This is a genomic window from Herbiconiux liukaitaii, from assembly GCF_041927495.1.
GTDB classification, from domain to species: Bacteria; Actinomycetota; Actinomycetes; order Actinomycetales; family Microbacteriaceae; genus Herbiconiux; species Herbiconiux liukaitaii.
The window spans coordinates 450,186-471,083 of record NZ_JBHFHG010000003.1 but is presented as its reverse complement, the minus strand read 5'-3'; the positions used below and the strand labels follow the sequence as shown (position 1 = coordinate 471,083).

The 20,898-nt window shown below is 70.7% G+C and carries 21 protein-coding genes; 10 read left to right on the top strand and 11 right to left on the bottom strand.

Annotated features, from left to right (window positions below):
- Positions 1-34: 34 nt before the first annotated feature.
- Genes ACEXQC_RS06720 through ACEXQC_RS06705 form a run of 4 tightly spaced genes read right to left on the bottom strand, consistent with a single transcriptional unit; the run spans position 35 to position 3,773 of the window.
- The gene (locus ACEXQC_RS06720; RefSeq protein ID WP_374819751.1) at positions 35-964 is read right to left on the bottom strand and encodes an alpha/beta hydrolase; all 930 of its coding nucleotides are present in this window, start codon (positions 962-964) and stop codon (positions 35-37) included.
- Positions 965-967: 3 nt separating this feature from the next.
- Positions 968-1,660 carry a helix-turn-helix domain-containing protein gene (locus tag ACEXQC_RS06715; RefSeq protein ID WP_374819749.1) on the bottom strand — a complete coding sequence of 231 codons (693 nt, stop codon included), beginning with the start codon at positions 1,658-1,660 and terminating at the stop codon, positions 968-970.
- Between the two features lie 5 nt (positions 1,661-1,665).
- A complete protein-coding gene (locus ACEXQC_RS06710; protein ID WP_374819747.1) occupies positions 1,666-2,871 on the bottom strand; it encodes an acyl-CoA dehydrogenase family protein in 1,206 nt (401 codons plus the stop codon).
- A gap of 14 nt (positions 2,872-2,885) precedes the next feature.
- Positions 2,886-3,773: an N-acyl homoserine lactonase family protein gene (locus ACEXQC_RS06705; RefSeq protein ID WP_374819745.1), complete on the bottom strand. Its 888-nt coding sequence runs from the start codon at positions 3,771-3,773 to the stop codon at positions 2,886-2,888.
- A gap of 217 nt (positions 3,774-3,990) precedes the next feature.
- On the opposite strand from ACEXQC_RS06705, the gene ACEXQC_RS06700 reads away from it, so the two are divergent.
- Positions 3,991-5,193, top strand: coding sequence for an acyl-CoA dehydrogenase family protein (locus ACEXQC_RS06700; protein ID WP_374819743.1), 1,203 nt, complete (start codon positions 3,991-3,993; stop codon positions 5,191-5,193).
- 37 nt (positions 5,194-5,230) lie between these two features.
- Positions 5,231-5,617 carry a RidA family protein gene (locus ACEXQC_RS06695; RefSeq protein ID WP_374819741.1) on the top strand — a complete coding sequence of 129 codons (387 nt, stop codon included), beginning with the start codon at positions 5,231-5,233 and terminating at the stop codon, positions 5,615-5,617.
- A gap of 64 nt (positions 5,618-5,681) precedes the next feature.
- Here ACEXQC_RS06695 and ACEXQC_RS06690 read toward each other — a convergent pair whose 3' ends face one another.
- The 5 genes from ACEXQC_RS06690 to ACEXQC_RS06670 form a co-directional block, all read right to left on the bottom strand.
- The gene (locus tag ACEXQC_RS06690) at positions 5,682-6,782 is read right to left on the bottom strand and encodes a BMP family lipoprotein (RefSeq protein ID WP_374819739.1); all 1,101 of its coding nucleotides are present in this window, start codon (positions 6,780-6,782) and stop codon (positions 5,682-5,684) included.
- 83 nt (positions 6,783-6,865) lie between these two features.
- Positions 6,866-7,621 carry a VOC family protein gene (locus ACEXQC_RS06685; RefSeq protein WP_374819737.1) on the bottom strand — a complete coding sequence of 252 codons (756 nt, stop codon included), beginning with the start codon at positions 7,619-7,621 and terminating at the stop codon, positions 6,866-6,868.
- On the bottom strand, positions 7,618-9,138 hold the full coding sequence (locus tag ACEXQC_RS06680) for an amidohydrolase family protein (protein WP_374819735.1): 1,521 nt from the start codon (positions 9,136-9,138) through the stop codon (positions 7,618-7,620). The genes ACEXQC_RS06685 and ACEXQC_RS06680 overlap by 4 nt, the downstream gene beginning before the upstream one ends.
- A gap of 312 nt (positions 9,139-9,450) precedes the next feature.
- Complete coding sequence (locus ACEXQC_RS06675) at positions 9,451-9,951, bottom strand: helix-turn-helix domain-containing protein (RefSeq protein WP_374819733.1); 501 nt, start codon at positions 9,949-9,951, stop codon at positions 9,451-9,453.
- Positions 9,948-10,850 (bottom strand): helix-turn-helix transcriptional regulator, encoded by a 903-nt coding sequence (locus ACEXQC_RS06670; RefSeq protein ID WP_374819731.1) that lies wholly within the window; start codon positions 10,848-10,850, stop codon positions 9,948-9,950. The genes ACEXQC_RS06675 and ACEXQC_RS06670 overlap by 4 nt, the downstream gene beginning before the upstream one ends.
- A gap of 213 nt (positions 10,851-11,063) precedes the next feature.
- On the opposite strand from ACEXQC_RS06670, the gene ACEXQC_RS06665 reads away from it, so the two are divergent.
- The 3 genes from ACEXQC_RS06665 to ACEXQC_RS06655 all read left to right on the top strand — a co-directional run bounded on the left by ACEXQC_RS06665 (position 11,064) and on the right by ACEXQC_RS06655 (position 13,989).
- Positions 11,064-12,713: an MFS transporter gene (locus tag ACEXQC_RS06665; RefSeq protein WP_374819729.1), complete on the top strand. Its 1,650-nt coding sequence runs from the start codon at positions 11,064-11,066 to the stop codon at positions 12,711-12,713.
- Positions 12,703-13,206 carry a MaoC family dehydratase gene (locus tag ACEXQC_RS06660; RefSeq protein ID WP_374819727.1) on the top strand — a complete coding sequence of 168 codons (504 nt, stop codon included), beginning with the start codon at positions 12,703-12,705 and terminating at the stop codon, positions 13,204-13,206. Before ACEXQC_RS06665 ends, ACEXQC_RS06660 begins: the two co-directional genes overlap by 11 nt.
- 66 nt (positions 13,207-13,272) lie before the next feature.
- The gene (locus ACEXQC_RS06655; protein WP_374819725.1) at positions 13,273-13,989 is read left to right on the top strand and encodes an alpha/beta fold hydrolase; all 717 of its coding nucleotides are present in this window, start codon (positions 13,273-13,275) and stop codon (positions 13,987-13,989) included.
- Between the two features lie 45 nt (positions 13,990-14,034).
- Here ACEXQC_RS06655 and ACEXQC_RS06650 read toward each other — a convergent pair whose 3' ends face one another.
- On the bottom strand, positions 14,035-14,457 hold the full coding sequence (locus ACEXQC_RS06650; RefSeq protein WP_374819723.1) for a hypothetical protein: 423 nt from the start codon (positions 14,455-14,457) through the stop codon (positions 14,035-14,037).
- 162 nt (positions 14,458-14,619) lie between these two features.
- Between ACEXQC_RS06650 and ACEXQC_RS06645 the strand changes: the two genes are divergently transcribed.
- The 3 genes from ACEXQC_RS06645 to ACEXQC_RS06635 are packed head-to-tail and all read left to right on the top strand — an operon-like array spanning position 14,620 to position 17,330.
- Entirely contained in the window at positions 14,620-15,381 is a 762-nt protein-coding gene (locus ACEXQC_RS06645) for an ABC transporter ATP-binding protein (protein ID WP_374819721.1), read from the top strand.
- Positions 15,363-16,940, top strand: a complete 1,578-nt coding sequence (locus ACEXQC_RS06640) for a transporter (protein WP_374819719.1) — start codon at positions 15,363-15,365, stop codon at positions 16,938-16,940. Before ACEXQC_RS06645 ends, ACEXQC_RS06640 begins: the two co-directional genes overlap by 19 nt.
- A gap of 9 nt (positions 16,941-16,949) precedes the next feature.
- Positions 16,950-17,330, top strand: coding sequence for a DUF1801 domain-containing protein (locus ACEXQC_RS06635; RefSeq protein WP_374819717.1), 381 nt, complete (start codon positions 16,950-16,952; stop codon positions 17,328-17,330).
- Between the two features lie 27 nt (positions 17,331-17,357).
- Here the strand turns inward: ACEXQC_RS06635 and ACEXQC_RS06630 are convergent, their stop codons facing one another.
- The gene (locus ACEXQC_RS06630; RefSeq protein WP_374819715.1) at positions 17,358-18,188 is read right to left on the bottom strand and encodes a DUF1206 domain-containing protein; all 831 of its coding nucleotides are present in this window, start codon (positions 18,186-18,188) and stop codon (positions 17,358-17,360) included.
- Between the two features lie 91 nt (positions 18,189-18,279).
- Between ACEXQC_RS06630 and gltX the strand changes: the two genes are divergently transcribed.
- Together gltX and ACEXQC_RS06620 are read left to right on the top strand one after the other, a co-directional pair.
- Positions 18,280-19,812, top strand: coding sequence for a glutamate--tRNA ligase (gene gltX / locus ACEXQC_RS06625; protein ID WP_374819713.1), 1,533 nt, complete (start codon positions 18,280-18,282; stop codon positions 19,810-19,812).
- Complete coding sequence (locus tag ACEXQC_RS06620) at positions 19,809-20,837, top strand: NAD(P)/FAD-dependent oxidoreductase (protein ID WP_374819711.1); 1,029 nt, start codon at positions 19,809-19,811, stop codon at positions 20,835-20,837. Before gltX ends, ACEXQC_RS06620 begins: the two co-directional genes overlap by 4 nt.
- Positions 20,838-20,898: the final 61 nt, after the last annotated feature.

Below are 20,898 nucleotides of genomic sequence, written 5' to 3'. Positions count from 1 at the left end.
GTCGACCACACCAGCCGGGAGCTGGTCAGGGGCTCTACCCTACAGCGTCGAAGGCCGCTTTGAGCTCCGTGCCCACAAGTCGACGGGCGGTGTGTGCCGCGTCGATCACGCCGCCCATGTAGAGGAAGGGATGCACGAGGCCCGAGAAGGTCACGGCCACCACGGGCACGCCGGCCTCGGAGAGGGCCTCGGCGTAGAGCTCGCCGTCGTCGTGCAGCGGATCGCACTCCGCCGTGACGATCGTGGCCGAGGGCAGCCCGGCCAGCTCGGGGTTGGCCGCCGGCGAGAGGCGGATGTCGTCGCGATCGACCCCCGGTGCGTAGGTGTCGAAGAAGTAGGCCATGTCGCGGGCGGTGAGGAAGTGGCCGTCGGCGTAGGTGCGGTAGCTGCCCTCCTCGGGGATGCGGGCGCGCACCGCCGGGTAGATGAGGGCCTGGTGCACGAGCCCCGGGTAGCGGGCGGCGAGCTGCTGGGCGGCCACGGCGGCGAGGTTGCCGCCGGCGCTGTCGCCCGCCACGGCCACCCGGCGCGTGTCGGCCGGGAAGCCGGCCTCGCCGGTGAGCACGGCCTCGGTCACGGCCACCGCATCCTCCACGGCGGCGGGGAAGACCGCCTCGGGTGCCTTGCGGTAGTCCACGCTCACCACCACGGCATCCGACGCCGCAGCCAGGGCGCGCGCCGTGGTGTCGGCGATCTCGAGGTCGCCGAGCACCCAGCCGCCGCCGTGGAAGTACACGGTGACGGGCTGCTCGGCGTCGAGCGGGCGGGGGCTGTAGATGCGCACGCCCACGCCGGCGATCACCCTGTCCTCCACCACGGCGAGCGGATGCGCGGGCCCGGTGAGGGGCACGGCGCGCTCGAGGTCGGCCCGGTTCTGCTCCACCGTCTGGGTGTCGAGCGGCGGCGCATCCTTCGTGATGTCGAGGAACGCGCGGGCGTGCGGGTGCAGCTGAGGGTGATGCATGGTCTAACCCCAATCGTCGTGGTTGTGGAGGGCGTTCAGCACGTCGCTGAGCGAGCCCGGCCGGCCGCGAGTGAGACCGCTCCCCGGAATGCCACTTCCCGGAGTGCTCGCCGCCGTGGTGGCGCGCTCCGGCGGGTGGCGCAGCGTGAACCAGACGCCTCGTGCGGTGTGCGTCGAGTCGTTGACGTACACGTGCGGCTGGGTGGTGTCGAAGTGCACGGAGTCGCCCGAGCGGATGACGTGCTCCTCGAAGCCGAGCCGCAGCGTCAGCTCGCCCTCGAGCAGCACCCCGAAGTCGTAGCCGAGGTGTCGGCTCCAGAGCGCTCCCGAGGTGGTGGAGGAGTGCGGCCGGTAGGTCACCATGAGCGGCTCCACGATGCCGCTCGCCCCGCCCGCGAGCAGTTCGAGCCGCACGCCGGATTCGAGCTCCACCACGGGGTTGTCCTCGAAACGCTGCACCGGGCCGGGGCGGCGGGTGTCGCGCCCCGAGGCGATGCCGAGCAGCTCGTCGACCGAGAGCTCGAGCTGGAGCGCCAGGTGGTAGAGGGTGTTGAGCGAGGGCTGCACCTTGTCGTTCTCGATCTGCGAGAGCAGGCTCGGCGTCACGCCCATCGCATCCGCGAGGGCCTTGAGCGTGAGGTTCTGCGCCTCGCGGGCGGTGCGCAGGCGGGCGCCGATGGCGGAGAGAGAGGTCACGCCACTCATACTGCCGGAAGCACCGCTCGCGCCTCATCGACCAGCCCGAGCAGCACCTTGCCGTAGACCTCGTAGCCCATGGAGGGCAGCGAGTGGGCGTGGCGGGCGGCTGTGGCCTGATCGCGCCAGAACCGCTGGATGGCGTTGACGTCGGCGAAGGCACCGGATCCGTGCGCGCTCAGCAGGGTGTCGATGGCCTGGGTCACGGCCTCCACGGCCCAGCCCACACCGGCGCGCACGTGGATGCGCTCGGCGTAGGGGCGGTAGACGCCGTTCTCGGCCTCCTCGTACATCTCGTCGGCGAGGTTGCCGAGGAAGAGCTCGGCGGTCTCGAGCAGCAGGGCGGCGCGTGCCACGGCGAGCTGGAACGTGACGGAGTCGGCCTGGCGGTCGTAGCTCGTGTAGGCGATGCCCTTCTTCGAGGCCTTCGCGATCACCATGTCGAGCACCGTGCGGCCCATGCCGAGGTGCGGGCCCACGAGCTTGAGCACGAGCGAGGGCACGAACGGTGTCTTGTACGAGATCTCGGGGTTGACCTCCTTGCCCGGGTACTCGCCCTCGAGGGCGGGGGTGAGCGGCAGGATGCGGTAGTCGGGCACGAACACGTCCTCGGCCACCTGCGTGTTGCTGCCCGTCGACTTCATGCCGGCCACGAACCAGGTCTGCTCGCTCGAGAGGTCGGAGGCGGGGATGAGGGCGAGGCCGCCGTCGATCACGTTGCCCTGCTCGTCCTCGAGCGGCACGCCGAGCAGCGACCAGGTGGAGTGGTTCGATCCCGTGCCGTAGTTCCACTTGCCGGTCACGCGGTAGCCGCCCTCGACCTTGACGGCCTTCGAGGTGGTGGCGAGCACGATCGAGATGAGCACGTCGGGGGTCTCGCCCCAGACCTCCTCCTGGGCCCGGAGCGGCAGCATCGCCGTCACCCAGGTGCCGGAGTCGTAGATGCCGAACACCCAGGCCGCTCCGCCGTCTCCGCGGCCGATCTCGCGGGCCACCGCCGTGGCGGCGCGCGAGGTGCCGGCGTAGCCGCCGAAGCGGGTCGGCACCGAGAGGCGGAACGCGCCCGTGCCGACGAGGGCCTCGAGGGAGGCCTCGGGGATTCGGCGGCTCAGCTCTCCCTCCGCGCCGTTCGCGAGCAGCACGGGCACGGTCTCGGAGATGCGGGCGACGAGGTCGGTGATCTCGGGGGAGAGGGTGTGGGCGGTGGCCATGGAGCTCCTCGGGGCTAGCGGAACAGCTGGGGGGCGGAGTGGGGCTTGCGGGAGTGGTCGTCGGCGCGGAGGTTGACCTCGGTCACGGAGTTGCCCGTTTCGGAGAGCCACGAGGTGTGACGTGCGGCGATCTCGGGGTCGTGCCCGGGGATGATGCGGGAGGTCTCGCGCTTGAGCTCCTTCTGCAGGGTGCGGTACACCTCGATCAGGTTGAACGAGTTGCCCTGACCATAGCCCGGAGCCCACATCTTCTCGACGTTCGAGTACCAGTAGACGGTGTCGCCCGCGGCCACGTAGGGCCCGTTGCCCGTCTCGATCGAGAACCACTGCGAGCCGAAGGTGTGCGAGTCCTTCGCGAGGCGGGCGGTGATGCCGGGCAGCAGCTCCTCGTCGCCCTTCACGAAGACCACCCGCCCGTCGACGATGCCCTGGGCGGCGCGGGCCAGGTCGGTGGGGTCGAACGACGAGAACACCCAGGCCTGCTCGGCCTCCGGCTCCTGCAGCGTGGAGGCCACGGCCTCCGACCAGCCGGTGAACTCGTCGAGCTGCACGAAGAGCTTGGCGTTCGGGAACGCCTCGAAGTTGCCCATGTGGTCGAAGTGCATGTGGCTCACCAGGATGACGTCGACGTCATCCGGCGTGTACCCCACCGAGGCCAGAACGTCTCGCGGGTTCTGCCAGTTGGAGAACGCGTACCTGTCGAGCCAGTAGTCGTTGCGGAATCCGCAGTCCACGAGCGCCACGTGCTGCTTGCCGCCGACCTCGCCGCCCACCACGAGCGTGTAGAGCATGGGGATGCGGATGATGCCCGCGTTGCTGAAGATGCCCGATCCGCCGAAGAAGTCGTGGGGCATGTCGGCGTGGCAGAACTCCAGCGACCAGATCGAGTAGTCAGTGGGCACGGGGTCTCCTTCGACGGAACCGGTTAAGTGGCAATTACTTTGGTTGTGGGGAAAATTAGCATGGGTGAACAGGCGATCTTGTTTCTGGCTTGTAAACACTGGGCTCGCAGTGCCTGAGATCCTGCAGTGCATGTTCAGTGAGCCTTGACAAACCTGCGTCGAATTGGAATCGTCTGGTGGCACCAGATCCTTTACGTCCAGAACACGAGGAGTCCCCATGCCAGTGGCCGTCATCCGCCCCGAGATCGAGGCGATCGTCGAGAAGATCGACGCCCTGCGACCCCAGCTCATCGCGGGCGGTCGCGAGGGCGACCAGAACCGCCGCATCCCCTCCGAGGTCTTCGACGCCGTGGCCGCGACCGGGGCGTTCAGCATCTCGGCACCCACCAAGTTCGGCGGCCTGGCCGCGAACACCCGTGAGGCGCACGCGGTCGCGCGGGCGATCGGCCGGGGAGACGGCAGCCTGGCGTGGGTCGACGGCATCCTCGATTCCGGCGCCTGGGTGCTGAGCCTCATGGACGAGCGCGCCCAGGAGGACGTGTGGGGCGCCGACGGCGGGCTGGACTCGCTCATCTCGATCGTGCTGGCCACCACCTCGGACGCGACCCCCGTGGAGGGCGGTTACCGCGTGACGGGCAAGTGGGGCTACGGCACCGGCAGCCTGCAGGCCACCTGGTCGCTGCTCGGCATCCCCCTGAAGAACGACCAGGGCGAGGTCGTTGACGCCGGACTGGCCCTCATCCCCACCGCGGATCTGACCTACGACGACAACTGGTTCGTGGCCGGCATGAAGTCCACGGCGAGCGTGATGCAGATCGCCGAAGACGTGTTCGTGCCCGCGCACCGCGTGTTCCCGCTCACCGCGGCCGTCGAGGGCACCTACCTCGGCGAGAACACCGAGGCGTCGTACGGCACCATCTTCGTGCCGTCGCTGTTCATGAAGCTCGTGGGCCCGCACCTCGGCATGGGCCGGGCGGCGCTCGACTTCGTCATAGCCAAGGCCGAGTCGAAGGCCATCGCCTACACGGGCTACGAGAAGCAGGCCGACTCGGCGATCTTCCAGTCCGCCGTCGCCAAGGCGGCCGTGCAGCTGAACGCGGCGGAGGCCGTGGCGCAGCAGGTGGCGGACCAGATCTACTCCGCCACCGAGGTCGGCTACTACGCGCCCTACGCGGAGCGCATCGAGATGCGGGCGAAGGCGGGCTGGGTGGTCGAGACGATCACCTCGCTCATCAACGAGCTCATCACCGCCCACGGATCGGCCGGGTTCGCCGAGTCCTCGGTGCTGCAGCGCATCTGGCGCGACCAGGCCACCGCCGCCCGCCACGGCCACACGCTCTCGGCCAGCGGCTACGAGGCCTACGGCAAGGTACTCTTCGGCCGCGAGGACGACGCACGCTTCGTGCTCCCGATCGTCTAGAGCACCCACCATCGAACGAGAACGAAATGAGAGCACTGTGACCAACGACCGCATCAGCCGGATCCCCGCCCCCGTGGTTCCCGGCATCTCCGACAGCACGCGCGTGACCGCGGGCGACCTCGTCTTCATCTCGGGCCAGGTCGGCTTCGAGGCGGATGGATCGGTGCCCACCGACTTCGCCCGCGCGATCGAGCTCACCTACGCCGAGGTCGAGCGCGCCCTCACCGCGGCCGGCGCGACCTGGGAGGACGTGGTGCGCGTGAACGTGTACATCACCGAGCTCGACCAGGAGAAGCTGAAGGTCTGGCGCGAGACCCGCAACGCCCTCGTGAAGGTGCCCGAGCCCTCGGCCAGCACCGTCATCGGCGTGCACTCGCTCTACAACGGCGCAACCATCGAGATCGACGCGATCGCCGCCGTCTAGGCCGTCCACGAGACGAGGGGCCCGAGCCGCACACGCGACTCGGGCCCCTCGTTCGTGGTGTCGACTACGGAGCCGAGGGGGTCTCGATCGTGATCGAACCGTCGATGATGGCGGCCTCGATCTCGTCGAGCTCACCCTGCAGCGTGGGGTCGACGAGCGACTCGAAGTCGTGGAACGGGCTCATGAGCACGCCGCCGTTCTCGAGCGTGCCCACGTAGGACTCGTTCGAGAAGTCACCGGTGGCCGAGGCCTGGATGACCTCCGAGATCGACTTCGGCATGTTGCGGGCGATCGAGGTGAACCAGATGTCGGCGTACTCGGGGTCGCTCTCGTACATGTCGGTGTCGACGCCCACGAGGGCCACGGGGTTCGCCGACTCGCGGATGGCCTGCGCAGCGCCCTGGTAGATCGGGCCGCCGACCGGCACGATCACGTCGACGCCCTGCTCGAGAATGCCCTGCGAGAGCACCTTCGCGGCGTTGATGTCGCTGAAGTTGCCGGTGAACTGGCCGGTCTGCGCATCCGCGTCCCAACCGATCACCTGCACGTCGGTGCCCTTCTGCTCGTTGTAGTACTCCACGCCGCGCGCGAAGCCGTCCATGTAGAGCGTCACGGGCGGGATCTGGGCTCCGCCGTAGGTGCCGACCTTGCCGGTCTTGGAGTAGCTGGCCGAGGCGTAGCCCACGAGGAAGCCGGACTGCGAGGTGTCCCACACCACGCCCTTCACGTTCTCGGCCTCGATGGTGTTGTCGTCGATCATGATGAAGTGCACGTCGGGGTTGGCGGAGGCCGCCTCCTCGGTGGCGGCGGCGAGCAGGTAGCCCATCGTCACGATCGTGGTGCAGCCCTGGTCGACGAGGCTCGCGATGTTGGGCGCGTAGTCGCTCTCGGACTGCGACTGCACCTCGATGTACTCGGAGCCGAGCGCGTCGGCGGCCATCGTGGTGCCCTCGAGGCCGAGCTGGTTGAACGACTGGTCGTCGAAGCCGCCCTCGTCGGAGACGATGCAGGGCAGCACGTCGCTCGCGGCGGCGTCGGAGGATCCGCTCGAGGGGGCGTCGCTCGGGGCGCTCGCGCAGCCCGTGAACACGAGGGCGGCGGCGAAGGCGAGGGCGCCCGTGGCGGTCAGTCGCGCGGGGAGGGTGCGGGGAAGGGGTCGGGACATCGGTGCTCCTTGTTCTGTGTGGTGGTGCAGGGATGGGATGGTGCGAGTGGAACGGGCGGTGCTGGTGGTGCGTCGGTGAAGTGTCATGTCGGGTCGTCCACCCAGGCGTAGATCTCCCAGATGTAGCCGTCGGGGTCGATGAAGTAGGTGGATCGGGCGCCCCACTCGAACACGGCGGGCGGGCCCGAGGCCACGAGGCCCCTCGCGGTGAGATCGGCGTGCAGCGCATCGACCTCCTCACCCGTGGCGAGCTCGATGGCGAGCATGAGGTGCCCTCCGTTGCGGGTGAACGAGGCGTGCTCGGCGGGGCTCGCGCTCGTCTCGGCCGCATCGATCAGGGTGAGGGTCACGTTGCCGCCGTCGAAGTGCATGCGCCCGTCGTGCGGCCGCGGCACGAAGCCGAGCCGCTCGAGGAAGTCGAAGCTGCGGGCCGTGTCGCTCACCGTGAGCTCGATCTCGGCAATCCGGGGTCTGCCCGTGGCCGAGGTGGTGAGCACGGTGGCGAAGCCGTCTGGGTCGCTGACCACCCAGCGCACCGGATGCTCGGGACCGGGGGAGAGGCGCACCGCGCTCGGCAGGGTCGCGGCCCGCTCGAGCGCTTCGCTGCTCGGCAGCTCGAGGGTGACGCGGAACGGCAGGCCGGGCGCCTCGGGGAACGCCGCCCCCACGGTCTCGGCGATGCTCGGGCGCATCCACATCGCCAGCCGCGGGCCGTCGCCGATGAGGAAGTCGGCGAAGCGCACGTTGCGCATGCGCCGTTCGAGGCCGACGCCCTCGCGGTAGAAGTCGTCGCTCGCGGTGACGTCGGTGTTGACGAGGCAGATGTCGTCGAGTCTCATCGGCTCCTCCTCTCGTGAGCGGGCGCGGTGGCCCGCAGGTACGCCTCGCGCACGAACGGCTCCATCTCGGTCTGGAACGCCCGCCACCGCGGCAGGGCCTCGGCGAGGTAGGCCTCGGCCGCCGTGCGGAACTCGGCGAGCAGCGCCTCCTCGTCGATCCGAGTGCACCGGCCGTGCTCGACCACGAGCCGACCGTCGACCCACACCTGGTGGATGGAGGAGCCGTTCTCGGCGAACACGAGCTGCCTGGCGGCATCGTTGAGCGGCGTGAACGCCGTGCCTGCGGTGAGGTCGTAGACCACGAGGTCGGCCTTCCGCCCCTGCGCGATCCTGCCCACGCCGTCTCCCCAGCCCGCGGCCCTTGCGCCCGCCACCGTAGCGGCGTGCAGTACCTCGTCGACGGTGGGCCACGTGAGGTAGTCCGGATCTGTGAGGGTGTGCAGGCCGGCGGCCGTCTTGACCACGTCGAGCATGCGCATGGTGTCGTTGCTCGACGCGCCATCGGTGCCGAGGGCCACCCGCACACCGGCGTCGTGCAGGGCGCGCCAGGGCAGCACACCCGAGCCGAGCTTGAGGTTGGAGAGCGGGTTGTGCACCACGGTCGCCCTCGAGGCGGCGAGCAGCTGGAGGTCGTCGGCGGTGAGCCAGATGCCGTGCGCGAGCGTGACGTTCGGGCCGAGCACACCCAGGTCGTCGAGGTGCTGCACGATGGTGCGGCCGTCGTAGCGTGTGCGGCCGAGGTGCTGCTGCACCCGGGTCTCGAGCAGGTGCAGGTGCAGCACCTCGCCGTGCGTGCGGGCCTCCTCGGCGGCGCGCACGAGCAGCTCGTCGGTCACGCGCTGCGGGGCGCTCGGTGCCACCGCGAACCGCAGCCGGGGGCGCTCGGCCACGAGGGCGCGGGCGGTGGCGCAGAATGCGAAGTAGGCCTCCTGCACCTCGGCGGAGGGCGGCATCGACTCGCGGCTGGCCCGCAGGATCTCGGCGGGGAGCACCTCGTCGGCGAACGGCAGGCGGTCGACCATGGGCACGTCGATGCCCGTGCCGGTGCAGGTGGCTCGGATGCCGGCGTCGTCGTAGGCGGCGAACACCTGCGCTATGGTGGCCGCCGTCTGGTCGGGAAGCTCGCCCACGTCGTCGAGCAGAGCCGTCGTGCCGCCGCGCAGCGACTCGATGGCCGCCACCATGGTGCGCAGGTAGACGAGGCGCTCGGGCAGCGGATCGACACCCACGGGCGGGTAGCTCAGCAGCGTCCAGATCTCGAGGGGCAGCGGATCGCTCGTGCCGCGCACGAGGATCTCCCACGAGTGGGTGTGGGCGTTCACCAGGCCGGGGGCGATGAGCAGGTGCGTGGCGTCGATCGCGGTGGTCGTCGCATCCGTTGCCGTGGCCGCGGCCGTGAACGGCGGAGCGACGGCGGTGATGCGATCGTCGTCGATCCGCACGTCAGCGCGGAAGGGGGTGGAGCCGTGCTCGTCGTCGAGGGCGATGACGAGGGCGTTCTGCCAGAGGGTGGTCATGGTTCTCCGATGCGACCCGTGGGGTCGCGGACTCGTGCGGGCTGCGTGCCCGGTGCGGATGCGGTGCGGTGCCGCTACCGGGGAAGGCGCAGAAGGCGCACTTCACCCCGGGAGCGGGGCGCGATCACGAGTTGAAGGAGAACACGGAGGTGTTGTGGCGGCCGCTCCGTCGGCGCAGGCAGAACCAGGGGCTGAAGCCCTGGGATCCGTCCACCATCGTCATGCCTCGACCGTAGCGCGGCCGTGTAACGCGCGTGTTTCGGGCGCGGGACGAGTCTGTATCGGCCGCGGGCTGCATCGGCCGCGGGCCCCTCACTCCGAGCGGAGCGCGGCGAGGGTCTGCCGCACCGAGGTGCCCGACTCGTGGAAGGCGGCCTGCAGGGTGCGGAGCGGCACCCCCAGCTCGGCTGCGATCACCGCGCTCGACAGGCGTGCCTCGCCGAGCCGCGCGTGGATGAGCTGCATCGCGCGCACCGTGACGCGGTCGTGGGCGGCCACGGGTGCCCAGTCGTCGTCGACCCGCTCGGCGGCCGCGGCCGACAGCAGTCCCCGCAGCACCACGGCCAGGCGGTGCCGCTCCGGCGCCGCACCCGGGTCGTCGCCGAGTCGGGCGAGGTGCAGCACGAGGGGAGCGATGACTGCTCCGATCCCCACCGAGGCGGGGATCGCGTGCGCGGCCAGCACTCCGCGCTCGGCCTCGGTCAGCAGTTCGAGCTCGGGCACGTCGACGACGAGGGGCGGTTCGTCGGGCGGGGCGGCCGTGTCGTGCAGTGCCACCCGGCTGCTCTCGAGTGCGAGCGCCTGCCGGCTCATGCGGCCCGCCCGAGCTGGTGGCGGCGCCACTGGGCGGGCGTCACCCCCTCGGCGGCCTTGAACGAGCGGATGAAGTGGGTCGGGTCGAGGTAGCCGACGGTCGCGGCGACTCCGCTCACGGGGAGCTCGGTGGTGGTGAGGAGCGTGCGCGCCTCCGCCAGTCGGAGGCGGCGGATCATCTGCCGGAGGGTCTCGCTGTGGTCTTCGAAGGCCGCGTGCAGCGAGCGCACCGACACGTGGAGCTCGGCGGCGACGAGTGCGGCAGACAGGCCGGGATCGGCGAGTCGATCGGTCACCATCGACTCCGCGGCGCGCACGAGTCCTCTCCGCGCTCCGCCCTCCACGGGCTGCGGCTCGGCATGCTCGGCCGCCACGAGCCGCACGAGCTGCACGATGGCTCGCGACACGGCGCGCCGGCTCTGCGGGGTGAGGCGGTCGTGCTGGGCATCCGCCGTCCTGAGCATCTCCGTCAGCACCGGTGAGTAGACGGAGTGCGGAGACACCGGCCGGGCCGAGAGCTCCCGCAGCGCACCGGCGGTGGCCCCGATCGAGGCGAGGGGGATCTGCAGGATCGTCGTTCGGAACTCGTCCGGGTAGATGAACTCGAACGGTCGGCTCACGTCGTGGACCACGAGCGATCCTGCGCCGATCGAGGTCTGCCGCCCGCCCTGGTCGAGGATGAGGCGGCCCGCGTGCACGATCTGCACCTGCGCGCTCTCGGGTGCGGTGGCGGGCACCTCGTCGAGCACCGAGGTCACCGCTTGCGGAACGGAGGCGATGCGCGCCATGGCGAGCCCGCCGAAATCGTGGCGGGACATGCGCCGGTACGCCGGAGCATCCATGAGCGTCTTCGCCGACATCTGCACGAGCACGCAGGAGGGATTCGAAGGGAGCAGCACGTTCCGACCTCTCGCCGCAGCAACTGGACCGACCACTCCAGGGTACGTTCCGCGCCTCGCACGCCTTCCTCGCTTTGTCGACAAATCGGCTTTTCGCGCATCGTTGGCCGTCGCACGCGCAATCCGCGCGCTGAGCCGTCGCGGGAGGGGCACAGTACTGATCGTCGCCGTCGACCGACCCCACTCCGGACATCATCAGGCGAGAGGACCTCCATGACGACCACACCCTCCACGAGGGCGACACGCTCCGCGGTGGCCGCGGCCGCCGGCCCGCTGGCGCCGCTCGGGGTCACGATCTTCCGCTGGCTGTGGATCGCGGATGTCGTGAGCAACATCGGCGGCTGGATGCAGACGGTCGGCGCCCAGTGGTTCCTGGTGGAGCAGAACGCCTCTCCCGCGGTGATCGCGCTGGTCTCGACGGCCGCGGCGGCCCCGGTGCTGCTCTTCGGCATCCCGGCCGGCGTGCTGGGGGAGTTCGCGAACAAGCGGCACCTGCTCATCGGGGTGCAGTCGGCGCAGGCGCTGACCGCCGCGGTGCTGGCCGTGCTGACGGCGACCGGTTCGATGACGCCCTCGCTGCTGCTCGCCTTCACCTTCGCGCTCGGCGTGGCGTCTGCCGTGCAGCTCCCCGCCTATCAGGCCTTCGTGCCCGGAGTCGTGCCGAAACCGCTGATCGGGTCGGCCGCTTCGCTCACGTCGATCGGCGTCAACGTCGCCCGCGCCATCGGGCCCGCCGTGGCCGGCGTCGTCATCGCATCGTGGGGCATCCCGTTCGTCTTCGCCCTCAATGCCGCCAGCTTCGCGGGGCTGCTCGTCGTGCTCATCCTCTACCGCGGCTACACGGCTCCCGCGGCCGACCACGAGCGGTTCATCGCCGCCACCCGAGCCGGACTGCGGTACGTCGTGCACGCGGGGGTGGTGCGGCGCATCTGCGTGCAGCTGCTCGTGTTCATCGTGCCGGCGAACGCCCTCTGGGCGCTCCTGCCCGTTCTCGCCAGCGGCCGCCTCGGGCTCGACTCGAACGGCTACGGCATCCTCCTCGCCGCCCTCGGCGTCGGGTCGATCGGCGGCGCCTTCATCATCCCGCGGGCGAAGGCGGCGCTCGGCACCAACAGGCTCGTGATCGTCACGAGCGTCTCGTACGGCGTCGGCATCGCGGTCGCGGCGTTCTCGCCGTGGCTCTGGCTGACGCTCCCCGTGCTCGTTCTCGTGGGACTGTCGTGGATCGGCGTCATCGCCACCCTCAACAGCACCGTGCAGTCGTTCCTGCCCGGATGGGTGCGCACCAGGGGGCTGTCGGTCTACCAGCTCGTGCTCTTCGGCGGCACCGCTCTCGGTGCCGCCGGCATCGGAGCCCTCGGCGGGGTGTTCGGCACGGCTCCCACCATGGCCGGGGCGGGCGGGGTCGTCGTCCTGGGCGCCGCCCTGCTGCTGCTGTGGCCGCTGCACTCCACCGCCGACAAGAGCCGGGCCCCTCTCCCGATGCCGCTCCCCGAGGGAGATCTCCAGGAGGTCGATCCCGCCGGCTCGACCCTCGTCATCGTGCGGTACGAGGTCGCCGACGTCGACCGCGCCGCCTTCCTCGAGGCCATGCGCACCGTCGAGCAGAGCAGACGGCGCACCGGCGCCCGCAGCTGGAACATCTACGACGACCGCGAGCATCCGGGATCCCTCATCGAGGTCTTCGACGTGGGCACCTGGCGCGAGCACCTCAGCCAGCACCGCACCCGCACCACAGGCTACGACGCCGAGATCGTCGAGGCCGCGCGCCGGCTCTCGCAGTCGGAGCCGATCGTCGAGCACCTCGTCGCCGTCACCCCGCCCCGCCGCACCCCCACGAAAGGACCCCACCATGACCGCTGACATCCCCGCACCCGCCGCGTTCGACCCCCTCGACTTCGCGATCGTGCCGCCGCGCACCTTCGAGCAGCTCGAGGTGGGCGAGGTGTTCCGGGCCCCGAGCCGCACCCTCACCGACGCCCACGCCTCGGCGTTCCAAGCCGTCTCGGCCGACAACCATCCCGTGCACTACGACGCCGTGTGGGCGAGGGCGCACGGTCACAGCGCGCCCGTCGTGCACGGCCTGCAGGTGCTCGCCTTCACCGCCCCGGGGGCCACCCTCTTCCCGCACGTGATCGGCGAAGTGTTCATCGCCTTCACGGGGTTGTCGGCGCGATTCCTCGGCGAGGTGCACGCCGGAGACACCCTGTACTCCGAGCTGCGCATCACGGCCCTGACCCCGGAGGGGGACAACGGCATCGTCACGGCGTCGGCGACGGTGCACAACCAGCGGTCCGAGATCGTGCTCGCCGGGGAGCACACCTACCTGCTGCGGCGCACCCCCGCCGCCTCCTGAACCTTCCGACCTGTTCGATCCCCCCCCACACGGCACCGCGGTGCCCCTCCCCGAAAGAAGATCATCATGTCCACGACACCCACCATCGTGCTCGTCCACGGCGCCTTCGCCGACGCCGCCAGCTGGGCGCCCGTCACCCTGGAGCTGCTGAACCAGGGCTACACCGTGCACGTGCCCCCGGTGTTCAACCGCAGCCTCATCGGCGACTCGGCCTACATCAGGTCGTTCGTGGAGCAGATCGACGGCCCGGTCATCCTGGCAGGCCACTCCTACGGGGGAGCGATCATCACCGTCGCCGGAGTGGCGGCGAACGTGGTCGGGCTCGTCTACGTCTCGGGTTACGCGCTCGACGAGGGCGAGAGCCTCGGCCAGCTGCAGGGCGGCTTCCCCGACTCGCTGCTCGCGGCGAACCTCGTGTACTCGCCGTACCCCATCGACGGAGCCGAGCCCGGCACCGACGTCTCGGTCAAGATCGAGGCGTTCGCCGAGGTCTTCGCGGCCGGTGTGCCCGCCGACACGGCTCGTGTGCTCGCGGTCGGTCAGCGCCCACTCGCCGCGGTCGCGTTCTCCGAGACCGCCCCGGTCGCGGCGTGGAAGACGAAGCCCAGCTGGGGCATCGTCTCGAGCGCCGACAACACCATCAACCCGGATGTGGAGCGCTTCGGCTACAAGCGAGCAGGTGCCCGCAAGGTGATCGAGCTGGATGCTCCCCACCTCGTGATGCAGACCAAGCCGGCTGAGGTGGCGGCCTTCATCACCGCCGCGATCGCCGACCTGTCCTGACCCGGGTCTGAGCCCGGTGCCGGTGCGGCGTGACCGGTGCTGGGCTCAGTACCAGACCTTGAGCTTGCCGATGAGGGCGTAGACGAAGGCGAGCAGCGCCAGGAACGGCACGAACATGCGCAGGAAGTAGACGAGGGCGGTGACCTCGCCGAAGTCGCCGAGGGCGAAGAGGCCCCAGGCGAGGGCCGCGAATCCGAGGGTCACGCCGAGGCTCTTGAGGCGCCCGATGAAGGGAGCGGCGAAGCCCACCGAGGCGAGCAGCAGGCCGGTGTCGATCACGAAGGCGCCCCAGCGCGGGTCGGTGAGGTTCGGAGCGATGATCCACAGCACGATGGCCGCGAGCCAGAACAGCACGAACACGGCACCGGCGAGCTTAATGGGCAGTTCGCGACCGGTGTGCTCGGGGCCCGACTGCACCGCGGGGGTGTGATCTGCCGCGGTGGTGTGCGAGTCGGTGGCCGTCGTCATCTCGGTTGCTCCTTCGTCACGGCGCCCGGCGAACCGGTGGGCGTCTCTGACATCAACTCTACCGGTTCCGGGTGAGGGGGCTCGCGACCGGATGCACGGGCTTTTGCGCGACCACGGCGAGGACGGTTGTCGATCAGGCCGGGGGCCGACAGAGTGGGCCCCATGACAGACTCACCCGCCATGCAGCTCACCGGGCTGGTCAAGCGCTTCGGCGAGAAGGTCGCCGTCGACGACCTCAGCCTCACCGTGCCCACCGGATCGTTCTACGGCCTCGTCGGCCCGAACGGCGCCGGAAAGACCACCACCCTCTCCATGGCCACGGGCCTGCTGCGGCCCGATGCCGGGCAGTCCCTCATCCACGGCATCGACATGTGGGCGGAGCCGCTCAAGGCGAAGGCCCTCATCGGCAACCTCTCGGATGGCGTCAAGCTCTTCGACCGCCTCACCGGCGAGCAGCTCGTGACCTACAACGGCCTGCTCTTCGGCCTCGATCGCGCCGAGGTGGCCGAGCGGGTCGGCGACCTGCTGCGGCTGCTCGACCTCGACTCGGCCGCCGGCACCCTCGTGGTGGACTACTCGGCGGGCATGACCAAGAAGATCGCACTCGCGTGCGCTCTCGTGCACGCACCGCGGCTGCTCGTGCTCGATGAGCCGTTCGAGTCGGTCGATCCGGTCTCGGCGGCCAACATCCGCGACATCCTCACCGGGTACGTGCGCGACGGCGGCACCGTGATCGTCTCGAGCCACGTGATGGACCTCGTGCAGCGCATGTGCGACCACGTCGCCGTGGTGGCGCACGGCAAGGTGCTCGTGCAGGGCACCACCGACGAGGTGCGCGACGGATCGACGCTCGAGGACCGCTTCGTCGAGCTCGTCGGCGGCCGCACCCACGCAGAGGGGCCGGAATGGTTGCGACGCTCCTGAGGCTGCGCTTCCTCGTCCTCCGCAACTCGCTCAAGCGGAGCACCTGGCAGCTCGTGGCCGTGATCATCGGCGCGATCTACGGCGTCGGCATCCTCGGGCTCGTGATCGCCGGGCTCGTCGCCCTCGGCTTCGCGCCCGTGGAGTTCGCGTCGACCGCACTCATTCTCGGCGGCTCGCTGCTCGTGGTCGGGTGGATCGTCGTGCCGCTCGTCGCGTTCGGTGTGGAGCAGACGCTCGACCCGGCGCGCCTCGTGGTGTTCCCGCTCACGATGAGGCAGCTGCTCGTGGGGCTCACCGTCACGGGGGTGCTGGGCGTGCCCGGGATCGTGACGTCGATCGCCGTGCTCGCGAGCTTCGCCACCTGGATCCGTTCGCCGCTCGCGGCCGTCGCCGCTGTGGTGGCGGGCGCCGTGGGGGTGCTCATCTGTGTGGTCGGTTCGCGCACCATGGCGGCGCTCTCCACGAGCCTGCAATCGAAGAGGCGGTTCCGGGAGCTCGGCGGCATCCTCGTGCTCATCCCGCTCATCCTGATCGGGCCGATTTTCGGGTGGGTCACCCAAGGTGTCGTCTCCTCCGCCGAGACGCTGCCTCAGCTCGCACGCGCGCTCAGCTGGTCGCCGCTGGGTGCGCCGTGGGCCGTGGCCGGCGACGTCGCGATCGGCGACTGGGGCCCTGCCGCCGCCAAGCTCGGCATCTCGCTCGTCACCCTCGCTGTGCTCGTGCTCATCTGGCGGCGGAGCCTCGCGGTGGCGCTCGTCACGCCGCCTTCCTCGTCGGCGAAGCGTGTGGCCAAGGGCAAGACCGGGCTCTTCGGGGTGCTCCCCGCCACACCTGCCGGTGCCGTGGCCGCCCGCGCGCTCACCTACTGGCGGCGCGATCCGCGCTACGCGAGGCAGCTCATCACGGTGCCGCTCGTGCCCGTGTTCCTGTGGTTCTACGCGAACAGCTTCGGCTCCCCGGTGCTGCTCAACCTCACGGGGCCGCTCATCGCGTTCTTCCTCTCGGTGGCCATCTACGCCGACATCTCCTACGACGGAACGGCCTTCGCCACCCACCTCGCCGACGGCGTGCGCGGGCGGGACGATCGGGTGGGGCGCGTGGCGGCGGTCTCGATCATCGCGGTGCCGCTCGTGCTGCTCGGCACCATCATCCCCGTGGCGCTCACCGGCTCGTGGGGGAGTCTGCCCATGCTGTTCGGGCTCGCGGCGGCCGCGCTGCTCGGCGGGCTCGGCGTGGCGAGCGTGTCGTCGTCGATGATCATCATCCCGGTGCCGCAGGCGGGCGACAACCCGTTCAAGTCGGCGCCCGGTGCGAGCTTCACCACGGCGCTGTCGGGCTTCGCCGCGTGGGGTGTGGCGCTCGCGCTGTGCGTGCCCGCCACGGTGCTCGCGGTGCTGGGGCTGTTCTTCGACCCCGTGCTGTTCGGGTGGCTCACCCTTCTCGTGGGAGTCGTGCTCGGGGCGGTGTTCCTGGGGGTGGGCGTGCGCATCGGCTCGGCGCAGCTCGACCGCCGGGGGCCGGAGCTCCTGGCCCGCCTGCGGTCGCTCAAGAGCGCGTAGGTCTGCCGCATGCAGACAGTGGACGACTACCTGGCCGAGCTCGAACATCCGAAGAAGGCCGAGATCCAGGAGCTGCGCGCGCTCATCCTGGCGGCCGACCCTCGCATCCGCGAAGGCATCAAGTGGAACGCCCCGAGCTTCGCCGTGGCCGACTGGTTCGCCACCTTCACCCTGCGCCCGCCCACGCAGGTGCGCGTGGTGCTGCACACGGGCGCTCGAGCGGTGCCCGGGCATCCGGATGTCGTCGTCGACGATCCGCACGGGCTCCTGGCCTGGCAGGGGAAGGACCGCGCGATCGCCACCTTCGCGGACCTCTCCGACATCGACGTCAAGCGCGAGGCCTTCATCCGCATCGTGCAGCAGTGGGTTCCGCAGCTGCCTCAGGGGTGACTCGGCGGAACGCGCGCGGCGGCGGGGCTAGAGCTTGGCGAGGCGGGTTCGGGCCACGAGGAAGACGCCGTGAGCGATGAGGCCCACGCCGATGGCCACGAGGGCCACGATGCCGAAGGGCACGTGGGCGAGGGCCCGCAGTGCGCCGTCGAGCCCCGTGGCGTCGGAGGGGTCCGAGCGCAGGCCGGCGATCACGAAGAGCACGCCGGCCAGGCAGAAGGCGATCCCCTTGGCCACGTAACCCACGATGCCGAGCACCATCACCGGGGGCCCGGCCGGGCCGTCCGGCACGCGCACGACCTTGCGGAAGGTGCGGCGGATGCCGATCGAGGCGAACCCCACACCGGTGCCGAGCACGGCGAGCCCCACCGCGATGAGCAGGAACAGGCCGCCGGGGGTGTCGAGCAGCCGGGTGCTCATCGAGCGCGCGCTGTCGCTCGCCGAGGTGGTGCCACCGAGGGCGAAGACGAGTGCGGTGGCGCCGAGCACGTAGTAGATGAGGCCTTTGAAGCCCTCCGAGATGCGCTTGCCCCACCGCTTCAGGAGGTCGCGGTCGTTCATGATCACGACCTGCGCGGTCTGCCACAGGGCGAGGGCGACGAGGCAGACCACTGCGATCCAGAGCACCACGAGCCCGCCGGGGGTGTCGGCGATCTGGCGGAGTGCTCCCGTCTGGTCGGCGTCGACGGCGGCGGCGCTCCCGGCGGCGTCGCGGCCGCCGCGCACGGCCACACCGATCGCGAGCGCGCCGATCAGGATGTGCAGCAGGCCGTTCACGGCGAAGCCCGAGCGGGCGAGGGTGTGGAAGACGCGGTTGCGACTCGCCTCGCGCACGGCGCCCTTGGCGGTCGACGTCATTCCTCCACAGTGCCACACCCGCTCGGCGGCTCTGCACAGGGCGCGGTCTTCGGCTGACGCTCCCGGCCCCGCCCGGTAGAATCAGGGGGTCATGAGCGCACCCTCCTCGCCCCCCGCCCCGCATCCGTTCACCACCGCTTCGGGGGCCGACGTGCGCGTCCGCTTCTGCCCGAGCCCCACCGGCACGCCGCACGTGGGTCTCATGCGCACGGCCCTCTTCAACTGGGCCTATGCGCGGCACACGGGCGGGTCGATGGTGTTCCGCATCGAAGACACGGATGCGGCGCGCGACTCCGAGGAGAGCTACGAGCTCATCATCGAGGCGCTCACCTGGCTCGGGCTCGACTGGGACGAGGGCATCAACAAGGGCGGGCCCCACGCCCCCTACCGGCAGTCGGAGCGCTTCGACATCTACCGCGAGATCATCGCTCGTCTCATGGAGTCCGGCCATGTCTACGAGAGCTTCTCCAACGCGGAGGAGATCGACGCCCGCAACGAGGCGGCCGGCCGCGCCAAGCAGCTCGGGTACGACAACTACGACCGCACCCTCACGGATGCACAGAAGGAGGCGTTCCGCGCGGAGGGCCGCGAGCCGGCGCTCCGTCTGCGGGTGCCCGACACCGACCTCTCGTTCGACGACCTCGTGCGCGGCGAGATCACCTTCCCGGCGGGCTCCTTCACCGACTTCGTGATCGTGCGCCCCAACGGGCATCCGCTCTACACGCTCGTCAACCCCGTCGACGACGCGCTCATGGGCATCACGCACGTGCTGCGCGGCGAAGACCTGCTGTCGTCGACGCCGCGGCAGATCGCGCTCTACCACGCGCTCATCGACATCGGGGTCACCACGTTCGTGCCCCGCTTCGGGCACCTGCCCTACGTCATGGGCGAGGGCAACAAGAAGCTCTCCAAGCGCGACCCGGAGTCGAACCTCTTCCACCACCGCGACCGCGGGTTCATCCCCGAAGGGCTCGTCAACTACCTGGCGCTGCTCGGCTGGTCGCTCGCGGCCGATCGCGACGTGTTCACGCTCGACGAGATGGTGGCGGCGTTCGACGTCACCGACGTGCTGCCCAACCCAGCGCGCTTCGACCTCAAGAAGGCCGAGTCGATCAACGGCGACCACATCCGGTTGCTCCCGGCCACCGACTTCGCCGCGCGGCTCGAGCCGTACCTGGCGGCGGCGGGTGTGGTGACGACGCCGCTGTCTCCCTCCGAGTCGGCCACCCTCGCCGCCGTCGCGCCGCTCGTGCAGACGCGCATGGCGCTGCTCGGCGAGGCGCCCGACCTCGTGGCGTCGTTCTTCACCACGGCGTCGGCGCTGTCGTCGTCGTATGCTCCGGATGCGCTCGCCGGGCTCCCCGAGAACGCCGGGGTCGTGCTCGCGGCCGCCATCGGTGGGCTCGAGCTCGTGCCGGCGGCGTCGTGGGACGCCTCGTCCATCCAGGCGGCGCTGCAGTCGGCGCTCATCGACGGGCTCGGTCTCAAGCCGCGCGTGGCGTACGGGCCGCTGCGGGTGGCGCTCTCGGGCCGCCGCATCTCGCCGCCGCTGTTCGAGTCGATGGAGATCCTCGGCAAGGAGGAGACCATCGCCCGCCTCGATGCGCTGGTGAAGTCGCTGTGAGCGAGCCCTCTGGTGCTGCGGGTGCGGCCGCGGGCGTCGCCGAGTCAGCCACCGCGGGTGGGGTGTCGGCGTTGGGCTCCGCTCGAGCGGCCGAGGGCGTGAACATCGACGACCACTACGACGTCGTGATCGTGGGAGGGGGCCCGGCCGGGCTCTCGGCGGGGCTCAACCTCGTGCGCTCGCGTCGCCGGGTGCTCATCCTCGACAGCAACCGGCCGCGGCACTCGGCCACCCTCGTCTCGCACGGCTTCATCACGCGCGACGGCGTCTCGCCGCTCGAGCTCCGCGCGCTCGGTCGCGAGGAGTTCGCGGCGTACCCGACCGCCGAGTTCCACCAGGGCCTCGTCGGTTCGATCACGCGCACCGAGAGCGGCTTCGCCGTGACCTCGCGCGGCGTGCGCGGCTCGGCCGACCGTGCCGTGACCGCCTCCGCCATCGTGCTCACCTCGGGGCTCGCCGAGACGCTGCCCGAGCTCCCGAGCATCCGCGCCTACTACGGCACGAGCCTGCACAGCTGCATCGAGTGCGACGCCTTCGAGAAGATCGACGGCGCGCTCGCGCTCATCGGCACCACCGACGACCTCGCCGAGCGGGCCGTGCTCATCTCGCAGCTCACCGACGACCTCATCGTCTTCACCAACGCGTCGTCGGCGGTCACTCCGGCCGAGGAGGAGGCGCTCGCCGGGCGGGGCATCACCGTGGAGCGGCGCGCGATCGCCGACGTGGTGGGCGACCGCTCGGGCCTCACAGGAGTGCAGCTGCACGACGGCACGGTCGTGCCGCGCACGGGCGGCTTCGTGCGCCCGCTGTGGTCGGTGCCCCTCGACTTCGCCGCCTCCCTCGACCTCGCGCGCGACGAGGAGGGCCACATCCTTGTCGACGACCGCGGCGCCACCTCGGCCCCCGGCGTCTACGCGGCGGGCGACATCACGCCCCCGGGCTCCCAGCAGCTCATCGTCGCGGCCGGCGCCGGAGCCCGAGTAGCAGCAGCCCTCAATCGCCACCTCCTGGGCCCCCTCCTCTAGCCACCCCACCCGCGGGCCCGCCCGCACCGCCCCGCCCGCCCGCCCCGCCCGCCCGCCCGCC

Bases quoted from the DNA above. Each gene is read 5' to 3' on its own strand.
- ACEXQC_RS06720 (WP_374819751.1), bottom strand. From the start codon at position 964: ATGCATCACCCTCAGCTGCACCCGCACGCCCGCGCGTTCCTCGACATC.
- ACEXQC_RS06710 (WP_374819747.1), bottom strand. From the start codon at position 2,871: ATGGCCACCGCCCACACCCTCTCCCCCGAGATCACCGACCTCGTCGCC.
- ACEXQC_RS06700 (WP_374819743.1), top strand. From the start codon at position 3,991: ATGCCAGTGGCCGTCATCCGCCCCGAGATCGAGGCGATCGTCGAGAAG.
- ACEXQC_RS06690 (WP_374819739.1), bottom strand. From the start codon at position 6,782: ATGTCCCGACCCCTTCCCCGCACCCTCCCCGCGCGACTGACCGCCACG.
- ACEXQC_RS06685 (WP_374819737.1), bottom strand. From the start codon at position 7,621: ATGAGACTCGACGACATCTGCCTCGTCAACACCGACGTCACCGCGAGC.
- ACEXQC_RS06680 (WP_374819735.1), bottom strand. From the start codon at position 9,138: ATGACCACCCTCTGGCAGAACGCCCTCGTCATCGCCCTCGACGACGAG.
- ACEXQC_RS06675 (WP_374819733.1), bottom strand. From the start codon at position 9,951: ATGAGCCGGCAGGCGCTCGCACTCGAGAGCAGCCGGGTGGCACTGCAC.
- ACEXQC_RS06665 (WP_374819729.1), top strand. From the start codon at position 11,064: ATGACGACCACACCCTCCACGAGGGCGACACGCTCCGCGGTGGCCGCG.
- ACEXQC_RS06660 (WP_374819727.1), top strand. From the start codon at position 12,703: ATGACCGCTGACATCCCCGCACCCGCCGCGTTCGACCCCCTCGACTTC.
- ACEXQC_RS06655 (WP_374819725.1), top strand. From the start codon at position 13,273: ATGTCCACGACACCCACCATCGTGCTCGTCCACGGCGCCTTCGCCGAC.
- ACEXQC_RS06650 (WP_374819723.1), bottom strand. From the start codon at position 14,457: ATGACGACGGCCACCGACTCGCACACCACCGCGGCAGATCACACCCCC.
- ACEXQC_RS06645 (WP_374819721.1), top strand. From the start codon at position 14,620: ATGACAGACTCACCCGCCATGCAGCTCACCGGGCTGGTCAAGCGCTTC.
- ACEXQC_RS06640 (WP_374819719.1), top strand. From the start codon at position 15,363: ATGGTTGCGACGCTCCTGAGGCTGCGCTTCCTCGTCCTCCGCAACTCG.
- ACEXQC_RS06635 (WP_374819717.1), top strand. From the start codon at position 16,950: ATGCAGACAGTGGACGACTACCTGGCCGAGCTCGAACATCCGAAGAAG.
- ACEXQC_RS06630 (WP_374819715.1), bottom strand. From the start codon at position 18,188: ATGACGTCGACCGCCAAGGGCGCCGTGCGCGAGGCGAGTCGCAACCGC.
- gltX (WP_374819713.1), top strand. From the start codon at position 18,280: ATGAGCGCACCCTCCTCGCCCCCCGCCCCGCATCCGTTCACCACCGCT.